Source organism: Sphingomonas benefaciens, assembly GCF_052907485.1.
This window is the reverse complement of record NZ_JBREIC010000005.1, coordinates 169336-185412: the sequence shown is the minus strand read 5'-3', so window position 1 is coordinate 185412 and position 16077 is coordinate 169336. Positions and strand designations below refer to the sequence as shown.

At 67.3% G+C, this 16077-nt stretch carries 12 protein-coding genes and 1 tRNA gene; 7 read left to right on the top strand and 6 right to left on the bottom strand.

Going from position 1 to position 16077, the window contains the following annotated elements; translation table 11 throughout:
* Positions 1-25: 25 nt before the first annotated feature.
* Positions 26-112 (bottom strand) — tRNA-Leu (locus ACU5AX_RS16040).
* Positions 113-218: 106 nt separating this feature from the next.
* On the opposite strand from ACU5AX_RS16040, the gene ACU5AX_RS16035 reads away from it, so the two are divergent.
* The 6 genes from ACU5AX_RS16035 (at position 219) to ACU5AX_RS16010 (ending at position 10092) form a co-directional block, all read left to right on the top strand.
* Positions 219-1151 carry a complex I NDUFA9 subunit family protein gene (locus ACU5AX_RS16035; RefSeq protein WP_446691788.1) on the top strand — a complete coding sequence of 311 codons (933 nt, stop codon included), beginning with the start codon at positions 219-221 and terminating at the stop codon, positions 1149-1151.
* Positions 1152-1161: 10 nt separating this feature from the next.
* Positions 1162-1959 (top strand): undecaprenyl-diphosphate phosphatase, encoded by a 798-nt coding sequence (locus ACU5AX_RS16030; RefSeq protein WP_198354161.1) that lies wholly within the window; start codon positions 1162-1164, stop codon positions 1957-1959.
* A 153-nt stretch (positions 1960-2112) separates the two neighbouring features.
* On the top strand, positions 2113-3543 hold the full coding sequence (locus tag ACU5AX_RS16025; RefSeq protein WP_446691787.1) for an NAD(P)-dependent oxidoreductase: 1431 nt from the start codon (positions 2113-2115) through the stop codon (positions 3541-3543).
* On the top strand, positions 3540-4079 hold the full coding sequence (locus ACU5AX_RS16020; protein ID WP_446691786.1) for a DUF2059 domain-containing protein: 540 nt from the start codon (positions 3540-3542) through the stop codon (positions 4077-4079). The genes ACU5AX_RS16025 and ACU5AX_RS16020 overlap by 4 nt, the downstream gene beginning before the upstream one ends.
* A 10-nt stretch (positions 4080-4089) precedes the next feature.
* Positions 4090-8598, top strand: coding sequence for a glutamate synthase large subunit (gltB, locus tag ACU5AX_RS16015; protein ID WP_446691785.1), 4509 nt, complete (start codon positions 4090-4092; stop codon positions 8596-8598).
* Positions 8599-8688: 90 nt separating this feature from the next.
* On the top strand, positions 8689-10092 hold the full coding sequence (locus ACU5AX_RS16010; RefSeq protein ID WP_446691784.1) for a M20/M25/M40 family metallo-hydrolase: 1404 nt from the start codon (positions 8689-8691) through the stop codon (positions 10090-10092).
* A 27-nt stretch (positions 10093-10119) separates the two neighbouring features.
* Here ACU5AX_RS16010 and ACU5AX_RS16005 read toward each other — a convergent pair whose 3' ends face one another.
* Positions 10120-12063 carry a potassium transporter Kup gene (locus tag ACU5AX_RS16005; protein ID WP_446691783.1) on the bottom strand — a complete coding sequence of 648 codons (1944 nt, stop codon included), beginning with the start codon at positions 12061-12063 and terminating at the stop codon, positions 10120-10122.
* A 293-nt stretch (positions 12064-12356) separates the two neighbouring features.
* Between ACU5AX_RS16005 and pdeM the strand changes: the two genes are divergently transcribed.
* Entirely contained in the window at positions 12357-13019 is a 663-nt protein-coding gene (gene pdeM / locus ACU5AX_RS16000) for a ligase-associated DNA damage response endonuclease PdeM (protein WP_446691782.1), read from the top strand.
* 28 nt (positions 13020-13047) lie between these two features.
* Here pdeM and map read toward each other — a convergent pair whose 3' ends face one another.
* The 4 genes from map to ACU5AX_RS15980 all read right to left on the bottom strand — a co-directional run bounded on the left by map (position 13048) and on the right by ACU5AX_RS15980 (position 16041).
* A complete protein-coding gene (gene map / locus ACU5AX_RS15995; RefSeq protein WP_446691781.1) occupies positions 13048-13824 on the bottom strand; it encodes a type I methionyl aminopeptidase in 777 nt (258 codons plus the stop codon).
* Positions 13825-13834: 10 nt separating this feature from the next.
* A complete protein-coding gene (msrA, locus tag ACU5AX_RS15990; RefSeq protein ID WP_446691780.1) occupies positions 13835-14488 on the bottom strand; it encodes a peptide-methionine (S)-S-oxide reductase MsrA in 654 nt (217 codons plus the stop codon).
* A gap of 40 nt (positions 14489-14528) precedes the next feature.
* Entirely contained in the window at positions 14529-14669 is a 141-nt protein-coding gene (locus ACU5AX_RS15985) for a hypothetical protein (protein WP_198354168.1), read from the bottom strand.
* A 172-nt stretch (positions 14670-14841) separates the two neighbouring features.
* Positions 14842-16041, bottom strand: coding sequence for a pyridoxal phosphate-dependent aminotransferase (locus ACU5AX_RS15980; protein ID WP_446691779.1), 1200 nt, complete (start codon positions 16039-16041; stop codon positions 14842-14844).
* Between the last annotated feature and the right edge of the window lie 36 nt (positions 16042-16077).

The window sequence follows — 16077 nt, the reverse complement described above, 5'->3', positions numbered from 1 at the left end:
CAGTTTGATCGCGATGAATGGAAAATGGTGCCCAGAAGAGGACTCGAACCTCCACGACCTTGCGATCGCCAGCACCTGAAGCTGGTGCGTCTACCAATTCCGCCATCTGGGCACGGGGTAGGCGGCGGCCTTTAGGGGTGGGTCATGTGCCTTGTCAACACGCCTTTCGCACGGCAAGGGCGGCACGGCGATTTAGCCAGGTGCGAGAAGGGCCGATCATGAGGGACAAACTGGTTACGGTGTTCGGCGGCGGCGGCTTCGTCGGCCGTTACGTGGTGCAGGCGCTGCTGCGCACGGGCGCGCGCGTTCGCGTCGCCGAGCGCGATCCCCGCCATGCCTGGTTCCTCAAGCCGCTTGGCGGCCTTGGCCAGATGCAGTTTGTCGCTGCCGACGTGACCCGGTCCGACACGGTGCATCGGGCGGTGGTCGGCTCCGACATGGTCGTCAACCTCGTCGGCGTGCTCGAGGGCAAGTTCGATGCGGTCCACGTGGTGGGCGCACGCAACGTCGCCGAGGCGGCGGCCGGCGCCGGGGTCGAGGCGATGGTGCATATGTCGGCGATCGGCGCCGATCCCGCCGCCGCCTCCGCCTACGGCAGCAGCAAGGGGCGTGGCGAGGAGGCGGTGCGTGCCGCCTTCCCGGGGGCGGTGATTATGCGTCCCTCGATCGTCTTCGGTCGCGAGGACCAGTTTCTCAATCGCTTTGCCGGCATGATCGAGAAGTTCCCGGTCGTCCCGGTGTTGCGGGCACCGGTCAAGTTCCAGCCGGTGTTCGCGGCAGATGTTGGCGACGCCTTCGCGGCTGCGCTGGCGGCGGACCATGCCGGCCGCACCTTCGAACTCGGCGGCCCCGACGTGATGACGATGGGCGAGATCATCCGCTGGCTTGCCGCGACGCTCGGCCGGTCGCCGTCGATCGTCGAATTGCCTGATGCCGCCGGCGCGCTGCTCGCCCGGCTGCCGCTGGCGCCGATCACCGTCGACCAGTGGCAGATGCTCCAGCGCGACAATGTCGTCGCACCGGGGGCCGATGGCCTCGCCGCATTGGGCGTGACCCCGACGCCGCTCGCCTCCGTCGCTCCCGAATGGCTGGTGCGCTTCCGCCGTCTCGGCCGCTTCGGCCGTCGCGCCGCCACCAAGCTTCACGTCTGAAGGATCGAGCATGGATCTCCTGACCGCCATCCTCCTCGGCATCGTCGAGGGGGTGACCGAATTCCTGCCCGTCTCGTCGACCGGCCATTTGATCCTCGCCGGCACGCTGCTCGGCGTGCAGGACAAGGGCACCGCGACCTTCGACATCGTCATCCAGCTCGGCGCCATCCTGGCGGTAATCGTCCTCTACTGGCGGCGCTTCTGGGGCGTCGCGATCGGCCTGTTCGCAGGCGAGCGGCGCGCAATCGCCTTCGTCCGCAATGTCGTGCTCGGCTTTCTGCCGGCGATGGCGATCGGCCTCGTCGTCTACAAGGCGGTGAAGGCGCTGCTGGAAAAGCCGACCGTGGTGGCGGTCGCCTTGATCGTCGGCGGCGTCGCGATCCTCGTCATCGAGCGGCTGGTACGCCGCGTCCGCATCGATTCGGTCGAGGCGATGCCCGCCACCACCGCACTCGGGATCGGCGTCCTTCAGTGTCTGGCGATGGTTCCCGGCGTCAGCCGGTCGGGCGCGACGATCATGGGGGCGCTGACCCTCGGCGTCGATCGCCAAGCGGCGGCCGAATTCTCCTTCTTCCTCGCCATTCCGACGATGCTGGCGGCAAGCGGCTACGACCTGCTCAAGTCGGGCGCGACGCTTGGCCAGGGCGACTGGCTCGCGATCGCGGTTGGCTTCGTCGTGTCCTTCATCGTCGCGCTCCTAGTGATCCGCTGGTTCATCACGGTGATCAGCCGGCACGGTTTTGCGCCCTTCGCCTGGTATCGCATCGTCGTCGGCGCGATTGCCCTGATCGCCCTGCAGATGAGGTAGGTCCGGTTACTTACCTATTAAATGAGCCGTTACTGTTCGCCGCCGCGTCCAACAGCCGGCCTACCGAAAACTAGGTAAGTATAGGTTCCATAACGCCTGATTTGTGCGTGACAAAGGCTTCGATCGTGCGTAGCGGCACGATCAGGAGGCCCCATGGCGCACGATTCCATGCTCAAGTTTGTTGGTCGTTCGCAGGCCTATCCGGCCAAGCGCACTGCCGATGATCGCGCGGACGATTTCCGGGAGATTGCGGCGCGCTACGCCCCACCCGCGGCGGAGGAGCAGGCGGGCCGCTGCTCGCAATGTGGCGTGCCCTATTGCTCGGTCCATTGTCCGTTGCACAATCATATCCCCGATTGGCTGCGCCTGACCGCGGAGGGGCGGCTGCGCGAAGCCTATGATCTGAGCAACGCCACCTCGACGATGCCAGAGATCTGCGGCCGTATCTGCCCGCAGGATCGGTTGTGCGAGGGCAATTGTGTCATCGAATTCAGCGGCCATGGCGCGGTGACGATCGGCTCGGTCGAGAAGTTCATCACCGATACCGCCTGGGAGGAAGGCTGGGTCGAGCCGCTGGTGCCCGGGCCGGCGCGCGGCCAGTCGGTGGCGGTGATCGGCGCCGGTCCGGCGGGCCTGTCGGCGGCGGAATATCTGCGCGGTCATGGCTATGACGTCCACGTCTACGACCGTCACGATCGCGCCGGCGGGCTGCTGACCTACGGCATCCCGGGCTTCAAGCTGGAAAAGCCGGTGGTGATGCGGCGCGTCGACCGGCTGCGCGACGGCGGCATCGTCTTCCACAGCGGCTTTTCGGTCGGCGAACAGGCCAGCCTCGACGAACTGCGGCAGCGTCATGATGCGGTGCTGATCGCGACCGGCGTCTATCGCGCCCGCAACCTTGATCTCGGCACGCCCGACAACCGCGTCGTCGCCGCGCTCGATTATCTGATCGCCTCCAATCGCAAGGGGTTCGGCGACGCCGTCCCCGCGTTCGACAGTGGCGCGCTCGACGCCGCCGGCAAGCATGTCGTGGTGATCGGCGGCGGCGACACGGCGATGGATTGCGTCCGCACCGCGATCCGCCAGGGCGCGGCGTCGGTGAAGTGTCTCTACCGCCGTGACCGCGCCAATATGCCCGGCAGCCAGCGCGAAGTCGCCAATGCCGAGGAAGAGGGGGCGGAGTTCGTGTGGCTGTCCGCCCCCGCGGCGTTCGACCCGGATGGCACCGTCCGCGCGCGGAAAATGCGGCTCGGTGCCCCCGATGCCAGCGGTCGACGCGCACCTGAGTCCGATCCGGCAGGCGACTTCACGCTGCAGGCCGATCTGGTGATCAAGGCACTTGGCTTCGATGCGGAGGATCTGCCCGGCCTGTTCGGCGCACCGGAACTCGGCGTGTCGCGCTGGGGCACGGTGCTGGTCGACGGCAAGACGCTGATGACCAGTCTCGACGGTGTCTTCGCGGCGGGCGACATCGTGCGCGGCGCGAGTCTGGTCGTCTGGGCGATCCGCGATGGCCGCGATGTCGCCGGGGCGATGCACAAATGGCTGAAGGCCAAGGCAAAGCGCGAGAGGGTGGCGGCATGATGCGGAACGGTCTTCTGTTGGCGGCGGCCTTGGTCAGCGCGCCGGTGGCGGCGCAGGGCACGGGGGCCGGTACGATCACGACTGCCCGGAGCATCGTCGCGGCGATGCATATCGAACAGACGCTCGATCCCGTCTTCGCGCAGATCATGCCGCTGGTGTCGACCAATGTAATCACCGCGATGCAGCGCGATCCTGCCATTCCCGCCACCCTGAAGGCGCGACTGTCGACCGCCGACGGACAGGCGCAGGTGTCGAAGATCGTCGCCGAGGAAATCGGCGCGGCCTATCGGGCGCGCTACGACAGTATCGCCGCCGCCCTGTCGGAGGAATACAGCCGCTCGTTCAGCGAGACGGAACTGCAGGCGATCCTGAGCTTCTATCGATCGCCGGCGGGGGCGAAGCTGATCCAGACCCAGCCCGCGATCCAGAAGGTGATGTCCGAACAGGGCCGGGCGATCGGCCGCGAGGCCGGTATGGACGCCTTCCCGAAGATCATCCAGCGCGTCAACGCGCTCGGCGCGCCTGCCGGAAAGTAGGATCACGACGATGACCGACCAGCGCCAGTATCTCGCCGAGCACGGCATGTACCGCCCGGACTATGAGGGCGACGCCTGCGGCGTCGGCCTCGTCGCCGCGACGGACGGGCGTGCGTCGCGCCGCGTCGTCCAGTCGGCAATCGACGCGCTGAAGGCGGTGTGGCACCGCGGTGCGGTTGATGCCGACGGCAAGACGGGCGACGGTGCCGGGTTGCACATCGACCTGCCGCACCGCTTCTTCGACGATGCGGTCGTCGCGTCTGGCCACAAGGTGCTGCCCAACCGGCTTGCGGTCGGCATGATCTTCCTGCCGCGTACCGATCTCGGCGCGCAGGAAAGCTGTCGCACGATCGTCGAGAGCGTGATCATCGAGGCGGGCTACACGATCTACGGCTGGCGGCAGGTGCCCGTCGACGTCTCCGTCATCGGCATGAAGGCGCAGGCGACCCGGCCCGAGATCGAGCAGATCATGATCGCCGGCCCGATGCCGGACGAGGTCAGCGCCGCAGAGTTCGAGAAGAACCTCTATCTGATCCGGCGGCGCATCGAGAAGCGGGTCATCGCCGCGCAGATTCAGGGCTTCTACATCTGCTCGCTGAGCTGCCGCTCGATCGTCTACAAGGGCCTGTTCCTCGCCGAGAGCCTGTCGGTCTTCTACCCCGACCTGCAGGACCAGCGGTTCGAAAGCCGCGTCGCGATCTTCCACCAGCGCTATTCCACCAACACCTTCCCGCAATGGTGGCTGGCGCAGCCGTTCCGCTGCCTCGCGCACAATGGCGAGATCAACACGATCCGCGGCAACAAGAACTGGATGCTCAGCCACGAGATCCGGATGGCGGCGACCGCGTTCGGCGACAATTCGGAGGACATCAAGCCGGTGATCCCGGCTGGCGCCAGCGACACCGCCGCGCTCGACGCGGTATTCGAGACGATCTGCCGGTCGGGGCGCGACGCGCCGACCGCCAAGATCATGCTGGTGCCGGAAGCGTGGCAGAAGGACCTCGACACGCCGGCGGATCACGCCGCCATGTACCAGTATCTCGCCTCGGTGATGGAGCCGTGGGACGGACCCGCCGCGCTGGCGATGACGGATGGACGTTGGGCGGTCGGCGGCGTCGACCGCAACGCGCTGCGCCCGCTGCGCTATACGCAGACCGCCGACGGGCTGCTGATCGTCGGCTCGGAAAGCGGCATGGTGGTGGTGCCCGAATCGACGATCGTCGCCAAGGGGCGGCTCGGGCCGGGCCAGATGATTGCCGTTGATCTCGACGAGGGCCGCGTGTTCAACGATCGCGAGGTCAAGGATCGGATCGCCGCCGAGCATGATTATGCCGCGATGATCGGCGAATTCCACGCGATGCGCGACCTGCCCGAGGTGGCGGACGCGACCGTGCGCTTCGATCGCGCCGAGTTGACCCGGCGCCAGGTCGCCGCTGGGCAGACGCTGGAGGATATGGAGCTGATTCTGTCGCCGATGGTCGATGGCGCGAAGGAAGCGGTCGGATCGATGGGCGACGACACGCCGCTCGCGGTGATCAGCGACAAGCCGCGGCTGATCAGCCAGTTCTTCCGCCAGAATTTCAGCCAGGTGACCAACCCGCCGATCGACAGTCTGCGCGAACGCTACGTCATGTCGCTCAAGACCCGGTTCGGCAATCTCGCCAACATCCTCGATACCGAGGACCGGCGCGAGCGCGTGCTGGTGCTCGATTCGCCGGTGCTGACGGGGCAGGACTGGGCGCGGCTGCGCACCCATTTCGGCAGTAGCGCGAGCGAGATCGACTGCACCTTCGACGCCGATGGCGGGCCGGAGAAATTGCGCGCGGCGATCCAGCGCATCCGCAACGAGGCCGAGCAGGCGGTGCGCCAGGGCAAGAGCGAACTGTTCCTGACCGACGAGCATGTTTCCGAGGATCGCGTCGCGATCGCCGGCGTCCTCGCCGCCGCCGCGGTACACACGCATCTCGTCCGCAAGGGGCTGCGCTCCTACGCCTCGATCAACGTGCGGTCGGCGGAATGCCTCGACACGCATTATTATGCGGTGCTGATCGGCGTCGGCGCGACGACGGTGAACGCCTATCTGGCCGAGGCGGCAATCGTCGACCGGCAGGCGCGCGGCCTGTTCGGCGACCTCAGCCTCGACGCCTGCCTCGCCCGTCATCGCGTCGCGATTGAGGAGGGTCTGCTCAAGATCATGAGCAAGATGGGGATCGCGGTGATCTCCTCCTATCGCGGCGGCTATAATTTCGAAGCGGTCGGCCTGTCACGCGCGCTGGTCAACGACCTGTTCCCCGGCATGCCGGCGAAGATTTCCGGCGAGGGCTATGCCTCGCTTCACCACAGCGCGATGATGCGGCATGAATTGGCGTGGGACGCGGGCGTCGCCAAATTGCCGATCGGCGGCTTCTACCGCCAGCGTCATACCGGGGAGACCCATGCCTATTCCGCGCAGCTGATGCACCTGCTGCAGACCGCGGTCGCGACCGACAGCTACACCAGCTACATGCAGTTCAGCCGCGGCGTCGCCGACCTGCCGCCGGTCTATCTGCGCGACCTGCTGCAATTCAACTTTCCAGCCGAGGGCGTGCCGGTCGACCAGGTCGAGGCGATCACCGAAATCCGCAAGCGTTTCGTCACCCCGGGCATGTCGCTCGGCGCGCTGTCGCCGGAGGCGCACGAGACGCTGGCGATCGCCATGAACCGCATCGGCGCCAAGGCGGTGTCGGGCGAGGGCGGCGAGGACAAGGCGCGCTACACGCCCTACGCCAATGGCGACAACGCCAATTCGACGATCAAGCAGGTGGCGTCCGGCCGGTTCGGCGTCACGGCGGAATATCTCAACGCCTGCGAGGAGATCGAGATCAAGGTCGCGCAGGGCGCCAAGCCCGGCGAGGGCGGCCAGCTGCCCGGCTTCAAGGTCACCGAATTCATCGCCAAGTTGCGCCACGCAACCCCGGGCGTGACGCTGATCAGCCCGCCGCCGCACCACGACATCTATTCGATCGAGGATCTGGCGCAGTTGATCTACGATCTGAAGCAGATCAACCCGCGCGCACGCGTCTGCGTCAAGCTGGTCAGCTCGGCGGGCATCGGCACGGTCGCGGCCGGCGTCGCGAAGGCGCATGCCGACGTCATCCTCGTCTCCGGCCATGTCGGCGGCACCGGCGCGTCGCCGCAGACGAGCATCAAATATGCCGGCACGCCGTGGGAAATGGGCCTGTCCGAGGTCAATCAGGTGCTGACCCTCAACGGTCTGCGCGGTCGGGTGCGGCTGCGCGCCGATGGCGGGCTGAAGACCGGCCGCGATATCGTCGTCGCCGCGATCCTCGGCGCAGAGGAATTCGGCATCGGCACGCTCAGCCTCGTCGCCATGGGCTGTATCATGGTCCGCCAGTGCCACTCGAACACCTGTCCGGTCGGCGTCTGCGTGCAGGACGAGCGGCTGCGCGCCAAATTCACCGGCACGCCGGAAAAGGTCATCAACCTGATGACCTTCATCGCCGAGGAGGTGCGCGACATCCTCGCCAGGCTCGGCTGCCGCAGCCTCGACGAGGTGATCGGGCGCACCGAATTGCTGCGCCAAGTGAGCCGCGGTGCCGAGCATCTCGACGACCTCGACCTCAACCCGATCCTCGCCAAGGTCGACGCGACCGACGCGGAGCGACGCTTCAGCCTGTCGACCTTCCGCAACGACGTGCCCGACAGCCTCGACGCGCAGATCATCAAGGATGCCGCCCCCGTCTTCGCGCGCGGCGAGAAGATGCAGCTGACCTATTCGGTGCGCAACACGCACCGCGCGGTCGGCACCCGCCTGTCGAGCGAGATCACCCGCCGCTTCGGCATGGCCAAGCTTGCCGACGGCCATGTCACCGTCCGGCTGCGCGGCAGCGCCGGCCAGTCGCTCGGCGCCTTCCTGTGCAAGGGCATCACGCTCGAGGTGTTCGGCGACGCCAACGATTATGTCGGCAAGGGCCTGTCGGGTGGCACGATCATCGTGCGGCCGGCGGTGTCGTCGCCGCTCGCCAGCCAGGACAATACGATCGTCGGCAACACCGTGCTCTACGGTGCGACCTCGGGCACGCTGCTCGCCGCGGGGCAGGCGGGCGAGCGGTTCGCGGTGCGCAATTCGGGCGCGTCGGTGGTGGTCGAGGGCTGCGGCGCCAACGGCTGCGAATATATGACCGGCGGCATCGCCGTCGTGCTCGGCCGCACCGGCGCCAATTTCGGTGCCGGCATGACCGGCGGCATGGCCTTCGTCTACGATGGCGACGACGCGTTCGAACGCCGCGCCAATCCGGAGAACATCGTCTGGCAGCGGATCGCCTCGGCGCATTGGGAGGGCGTGCTGCGCGACCTCGTCGAGCGGCATGCCGCGGCGACGGACAGCCGCTGGTCGAAGGGCCTGCTCGCCGACTGGGATCAGGCGCTCGGCCGGTTCTGGCAGGTGGTGCCAAAGGAAATGCTCTCGCGTCAGACGCACGCCCTCGACGACACGGTCGAGCTGGTCGCGGCGGAGTAACCGTTATTCCCCTCCCGCTTGCGGGAGGGGAGCCCGTTGCGCTTTGCCTGCAATGGCGCTCTATTCCTCCGGCACCGATCAGGGGGACTTATGACGCGCACGATGACCGGCCTTGCCACCGCGGCGATCGCGCTCTGCACTGCCGGGGCGGCGTCCGCGCAGCAGCGCCCCGACGAGCGCGCCTTCTTCGATCTCTATAAGCAGCTCGTCGAGACCAACACCGTGGTCGGCGTCGGCAGCTGCACCCAGGCATCGGCGCAGATCGCCGAGCGGTTGAAGGCGGCGGGGTTCACCGCTGGCGACGTCACGCTCTTCTCCACGCCCGATCATCCGCAGGACGGTGGCCTGGTCGCCGAGCTCAGGGGTTCCGATTCGCAGGCCAAGCCGATGCTGCTGCTCGGTCACCTCGACGTCGTTGCCGCCAAGCGCGAGGATTGGGTTCGCGATCCGTTCAAACTGACGGAGGAGGGTGGCTATTATTACGGCCGCGGCACCGTCGACGACAAGGCGATGAGCGCGATCTGGGCGGACACGATGATCCGCCTGAAACGTGCCGGTCAGCCGCCGCGGCGCACCATCAAGCTCGCGCTGACCTGCGGCGAGGAGACGACCTATGCTTTCAATGGCGCTCAATGGCTCGCCGCCAACAGGCCGGACCTGATCGCCGCGGAGTTCGCGCTGAACGAGGGTGGCGGCGGGCGGCTCACCGCAGACGGCAAGCGCGAGTTGCTCGCCGTGCAGGTCGGCGAGAAGGCGGCACAGAATTACACCTTCCTCGCCACCAACCCCGGCGGCCATAGTTCGCAGCCGGTGCCCGACAATGCGATCTACCGATTGGTCGACGCGGTGAAGGCCGTGCAGGGTTATGAATTCCCGATCCGCTTCACCGACACGACGCGCGCCTATTTCACCGCCACCGCGAAACAGGCGGGCGGCGCGATGGGACAGGCGATCACGCGGCTGCTCGCCAACCCCAACGACACCGCCGCCGACGCGATCGTCAGCCGCGACAAGGCGTTCCATTCGACGCTGCGCACCACCTGCGTCGCGACGCTGCTCAACGCCGGCCATGCCGAAAATGCGCTGCCGCAGCGCGCCACCGCCAACATCAACTGCCGCATCTTCCCCGGCGAGACGGTCGACGGCACACTCGCGACGCTGCAGCGGCTGGCCGGTGCCAAAGTCAAGGTCACTGCCAACCAGCCGGTCCGCCCGACCGCGATCCCGCCGACGCTCGATCCCAAGATCGTCGGTCCGGCGACCCGCGTCGCGGCACGGTACTTTCCCGGCACGCCTGTGGTGCCGCTGATGTCGACCGGCGCCACCGACGGCATCTTCTTCGAGGCGATCGGCATCCCGGTCTACGGCATGCCCGGCCTGTTCGTCGAGAAGGACGGCGGCGGCATCCACGGCCTCAACGAACGGATCAGGGTGAAGTCGCTCTACGAAGGGCGCGACTATCTGTACGATCTGGTGAAGGCCTACGCCGGCTGACGATCTTCCCCGCCGACGGGGAAGATCCTACACCGTGACCTGCTCGCCCAGTTCCAGCACCTTGCCCGGCGGGATGCGGAGGAATTCGGTCGGGTCGCTGGCGTTGCGCTGCAGGAACATAAACACGCGGTCCTGCCATAGCGGCATGCCCTGTTCCGCCTCCGGCTTCAGCGTGTTGCGGCCGATGAAGAAGCTCGTCTTCATCGCGTCCAGCCCCTGCACCTCGGTGCGCGCGCCGACGCCCAGATCGGCGGGCACGTCGGGGCTTTCCATGAAGCCGTAGGTCAGCACCACCGTTTCGAAATTGTCGTCCAGCCGTTCGATCTTGGCGCGCTTTTCGGCATCGATCACCGGTCGGTCGGCGGTGCGGATGCTGACCACCAGATTGCGCTCGTGCAGCACCTTGTTGTGCTTCAGATTGTGCAGCAGCGCGCCCGGCGCGGCTTCCGGATTGCCGGTCAGGAAGACGGCGGTGCCCGGCACCCGTTCGGGCGGTCGCTTGGCGAGCGCGGCGGCGAGGTCGGCGAGCGGAATGCTCTGCCGCGCCTCGAACGCGCGCACGATCGTCTTGCCGCGCACCCAGGTGTAGATGAGAAAGCCGATCGCCGCGGCAATCACCAGCGGCACCCACCCGCCTTCGATCACCCGCAGGATGTTGGCGCCGAAGAACACGCTGTCGAGCATCAGGAAGGGCAAAATCGCCGCCGCCGCGACCGGGCGCCGCCAGCCCCAGACGTGGCGCGCGACCAGATAGCCGAGCAGCGTCGTCACCACCATCGTGCCGGTCACCGCGATGCCATAGGCGGCGGCCATCGCCGACGAGGTCTTGAACTGGATGATCAGCACCAGCACGCCGGCCAGCAGCATCCAATTGATCGCCGGCAGGTAGATCTGGCCGGCGAAGCTGGCCGACGTCTGGCGCAGCCGCATCCGCGGCAACAGCCCGAGCTGCACCGCCTGCTGGGTGAGCGAGAAGGCGCCGGTGATCACCGCCTGGCTGGCGATCACCGTGGCCAGGCCGGCGAGCACGACCAACGGCCCGCGCACGCTTTCCGGCGCCATCAGATAGAACCAGTCCTGATTCTTGAATTCGGTCCCGGCCGCCTGCGCCGCTTCCAGCCTGGCCAGCGCGAATGCGCCCTGACCGAGATAGTTGAGCATCAGCGCCGGGAAGACAAGGAACAGCCAGGCGAGGCGGATCGGCCGCTTGCCGAAATGCCCCATGTCCGCGGTCAGCGCCTCCGCGCCCGTCACGGTCAGGAAGACGGCGCCGAGCACGAACAGCCCGACCGTGCCGTGCGTCGCGAGGAAATGGATGCCGTAGCTCGGCCACAACACGCGGAAGATCGAGGGTTCGTCGGCGATGTGCCATATGCCAAGCCCACCGATGACGACGAACCAGACGACGCAGATCGGGCCGAACAGCGTCGCGACCATCGCGGTGCCACGCGACTGGATGAAGAACAGCGCGATCAGGATCACGATGGTCAGCGCGCGGATCGTGCCTTCGTCGAAGAATTTCGCGGCGCTGGGAATGGTGTGCAGTCCTTCCATCGCCGACAGCACCGACAGCGACGGCGTGATGATCGCGTCGCCGTAGAACAGCGAGGCACCGATCGCGCCGAGCACGATCGCCAGGCGCGCGCGCACGCCGACCGCCTTGCGCGCCAGTGCGGCGAGCGCCAGCACGCCGCCCTCGCCGTGATTATCGGCGCGCATCAGGAACAGCACGTATTTGACGGTGACGATCAGCGTCAGCGTCCACAGCGCCAGGCTGAGCACGCCCAGTATCTCGGATGGATCGATGCCGTCAGCCGCCGACTGGCCGAGCGCCTCGCGGAAGGCGTAGAGCGGGCTGGTACCGATATCGCCGAACACGACGCCGATTGCGCCGAGCACCAGGCCGGGCAGGGCGGGATGTGCGGCGCCATGGGTGGACGCGGATGCGGACGAACTCTCGGTGGTCGACATGACGCGCAACGGCCCCTGTGAAGCGCCCCTGACGAAGGACGGCGCGCTTTACGCTTAATCCATGACAGCGCAAGCGCTATTCGGGCCCTCGGTTCCATCGCGGGACGTCGTCGGTCGACGAACGGCAGTTTCGGGCCCGCCGTGGTGGTGACGTCGCGTCACGGCAACACCCTCAACGGACGCCGCGTTCATGGCGGGCCTTCTGGGGCACTGGCCGCCACCCGCCACCGGCTGGTCGCGCGGCCCCGGTACAAATGCTTGATCGCCGTGCCTTTCCTCGGCATGGCGCGGCGATGGTTCCCTTTTCGTTCGGCGGTCACGATCTGGCGGCGCTGGCCGACGGCGCGCTCTGGTGGCCGGCGCGGCGGGCGCTGCTCGTCGCCGATCTGCATCTCGAGAAGGCGAGCTGGTTTGCCGGTCGAGGCCAGATGCTGCCGCCTTACGATTCGATCGCCACGCTCACCGAACTGACACGTCTGGTCGAGGCGACCGGGGCGGCGGAATTGTGGTGTTTGGGCGACAGCTTCCACGATGTCGGCGGATGCGATCGTCTGCCGGAGGCGGCACAGGCGGCGCTGCGCGCGCTGACCGGCCGGCTCGCCTGGACCTGGATCACCGGCAACCACGATCCGGTCATCACCGATCGCTGTGGCGGCGAGGCGGTCGCGGAGGCCCTCGTCGACGGGCTGATGCTGCGCCACGAGGCCGATCCGGACGAGCCGCGGCCCGAGCTGTCGGGGCATTTCCATCCCAAGCTGCGGCTGCGCGTGCGCGGCAAGCAGATCGCCCGCCGCTGTTTCGTCGCGACGCCGGCGAAGATCGTGCTACCGGCTTTCGGTTCACTGACCGGGGGACTCGACGTCGACCATCCGGCACTGACCCGCGCGGTCGGGCGCGGCGCCGAGGCGCTGGTGCCGGTCGAGGCGCGCCTGCTCCGGTTCCCGATCGCAGCCTGAACCGGCGCCCTGCGACCGCCTGCGCAGCCTAGCGCGCGACTTCGCCGGGTCGCAGCGTCAGCACTTCGACCCCGGTCGCGGTCACCGCGACGGTGTGCTCGAACTGCGCCGACAGCTTGCCGTCGGCGGTTTCCACCGTCCAGCCGTCGCCGCGGGTCACCACCTTGCGGCTGCCCTGATTGAGCATCGGCTCGATCGTGAAGGTCATGCCCTCGCGCAGCACCGGCCCGGTGCCGGGCCGGCCGAAGTGCAGCACCTCCGGCCCCTCGTGCATCTCGCGGCCGATGCCGTGGCCGCAGAAGTCGCGAACGACGCTGTAGCCGTTGATCTTGGCATGCCGCTCGATCGCCGCGCCGATGTCACCCAGCCGCGCGCCGGGACGGACCTGGCGGATGCCCTTCCACATCGCCTGTTCGGTGATCGCGACCAGCCGCCGTGCGGCGGGCGGCACCGCCCCGACCAGATAGGTCTTGCTGGAGTCGGCGATGAAGCCGTCCTTCTCCAGCGTGATGTCGAGGTTGATGATGTCGCCGTCGCGGATCGTCGTGTCGGCATCGGGCACGCCATGGCAGACGACCTGGTTGATCGAACAATTGAGCACATAGGCAAAGCCATATTGGCCCTTGCTCGCCGGACGCGCGGCCAGATCGTCGGTGATGAAGCGTTCGACCAGGTCGTTGACCGCCAGCGTCGTCATCCCGGCGAGCGGCTGCGCGTCGAGCATCGTGAACACCGACGCCAGCAAGCGACCGGCATTGCGCATCAACGCCAGTTCGTCCGCGGTCTTGATCGTGACAACGCTCACCGGATCGCGATCACCGGGCGAGCGAGGGGAAGCCGGCGCGGAAGGCCGCGACCTTGGGCTTGTCCCAGGCGACGATATAGGGGTGGTTCGGATTGCGATCGAAGAAATTCTGGTGGTACGCCTCCGCCGGATAGAAGGCACCGTTTTCGATCTTCGTCACGATCGGTTGACCGAAGCTCTTCGCCGCGTTCAGCTGCGCGATATAGGCGCGCGCGACCTGGGCCTGGCGGGCATCCTGCGGAAAGATCGCGGATCGATAGCTCGGACCGCTGTCCGGGCCTTGGCGGTTCAGCTCGGTCGGATCGTGCGCGATCGAGAAATAGACGCGCAGCAGCGTCGCATAACTGACCTGGCGCGGGTCGAAGACGATCCGCACCGCCTCGGCATGGCGCGTCGTTTCCGTCGACACCTGCGGATAGGTGGCGGTATCGCGGCTGCCGCCGGCATAGCCCGCGGTGACGCTCTTCACGCCCTTCACATGTTCGAACACCGCCTCCATGCCCCAGAAGCAGCCGCCGGCGAGCACCGCGGTCTGCGTCGCTCCGGTCGCGGGCACATCGGCGCGTGCCGCGGGAATCGGCACCGCGCGCTCGGCATGGGCGAGACCGGTGAAGGAGAGCGCCAGGACACCCAGCGCGGCAGCGGGAAGGAGGGCTTTCAGCATCATGCCAAGATGGGCGGTCGGTACCGCCCGGCAAGGGGCGTTACCGCACCGACTGCGTGACGGCGGCGGGGGCGACATGATGCTGCGCATGGGCGGGCTGCAGCGTCACCACGCCGACCGCACCGATCGCGAATCCACCCACGAACCGCAGGAAGAAGTGGGACGTCACCAGCTTGCGCATTGTCTTCGGCCTCATGTTGCACCGGCCGCGCGCCCATGGCGGCGTGGCCGGTTTTCGCGATGCGACATCGTCGCACCACGCGTTGATCTCAATCGTGTTTATGGAAACGCTGCGATGAACGCCGCGTGGGCGCGTCGTTCATCGGACAGCGATGTAGGTTAAGCGTTGCCCGTCAGCGAAGCGCCGCGCACGCCGCCTGGATGCGGCTGCACGCCTCGCGCAGCAGGTCGTCCGACGTCGCATAGCTGATCCGCATCGCCGGCGACAGGCCGAACGCCGCACCCTGCACCGCCGCCACCTTGGCGTCGTCGAGCAGATAGCCGACGAAATCCTCGTCATTCTCGATGCGGCGGCCGTTCGGGGTCGTCTTGCCGATCAGCGGCGCGAACGACGGATAGACGTAGAAGGCGCCTTCCGGCGTCGGACAGGTCATGCCGGGGATCGCGTTCAGCATGCCGACGACCAGGTCGCGGCGCGCCTGGAACGCCTTTGCCCGTTCCTGCAGGAAATCCTGCGGCCCGGTCAGCGCCGCCACGGCGGCGGCCTGCGCGATCGAACAGGGGTTGCTGGTCGATTGCGACTGCAGCTTGGCTATCGCCTTGATCAGCCACGGCGCGCCGGCGGCGAAACCGATCCGCCAGCCGGTCATCGCATAGGCCTTGGAACAGCCGTTGACGGTCAGCGTCCGCTCGTAGAGTTCCGGGCAGACCTCCGCGATCGTCGCGAAACGGAAGCCGTCATAGATGATATGCTCGTACATATCGTCGGCGAAGATCCAGACGTGCGGGTGCCGCGCCAGCACCGCGCCCAGCGCCTTGAGCTCGTCGACCGTATAGGCCGCGCCGGTCGGGTTCGACGGCGAATTCAGGATCACCCATTTGGTTCGTTCGGTGATCGCCGCGTCGAGCATCTCGGGCGACAGCTTGTAATCCTGTTCCGGTCCGGCCGCGACGAACACCGGCGTACCGCCGGCGAACTGCACAACGTCCGGGTAGCTGACCCAATAAGGAGCGGGCACCACCACCTCGTCGCCGGGGTTCACCGTCGCGACAATCGCGTTGAACAAAGTGTGCTTGCCGCCGACGTTCACCGTCACCTGGTCGATGCCGTAGGTCAGCTGATTGTCGCGCGCGAACTTGGCGACGATCGCTTCCTTCAACTCGATCGTGCCGTCGACGTTGGTATATTTGGTCTTGCCGTCGCGGATCGCCTGGATCGCCGCGTCCTTGACGAAATCGGGCGTGTCGAAGTCCGGCTCGCCTGCACCCAGGCCGATCACGTCGACGCCGGCGCGCTTCAGCTCGAGCACGCGGCTGGTGATGGCGAGCGTGGGCGAGGGGCTGATGCGGCCGAGCGCGGCGGAGGGCTTCATGGCTGGGGCTTTCGTGCTGGAAAGAGCGCGGCGCCG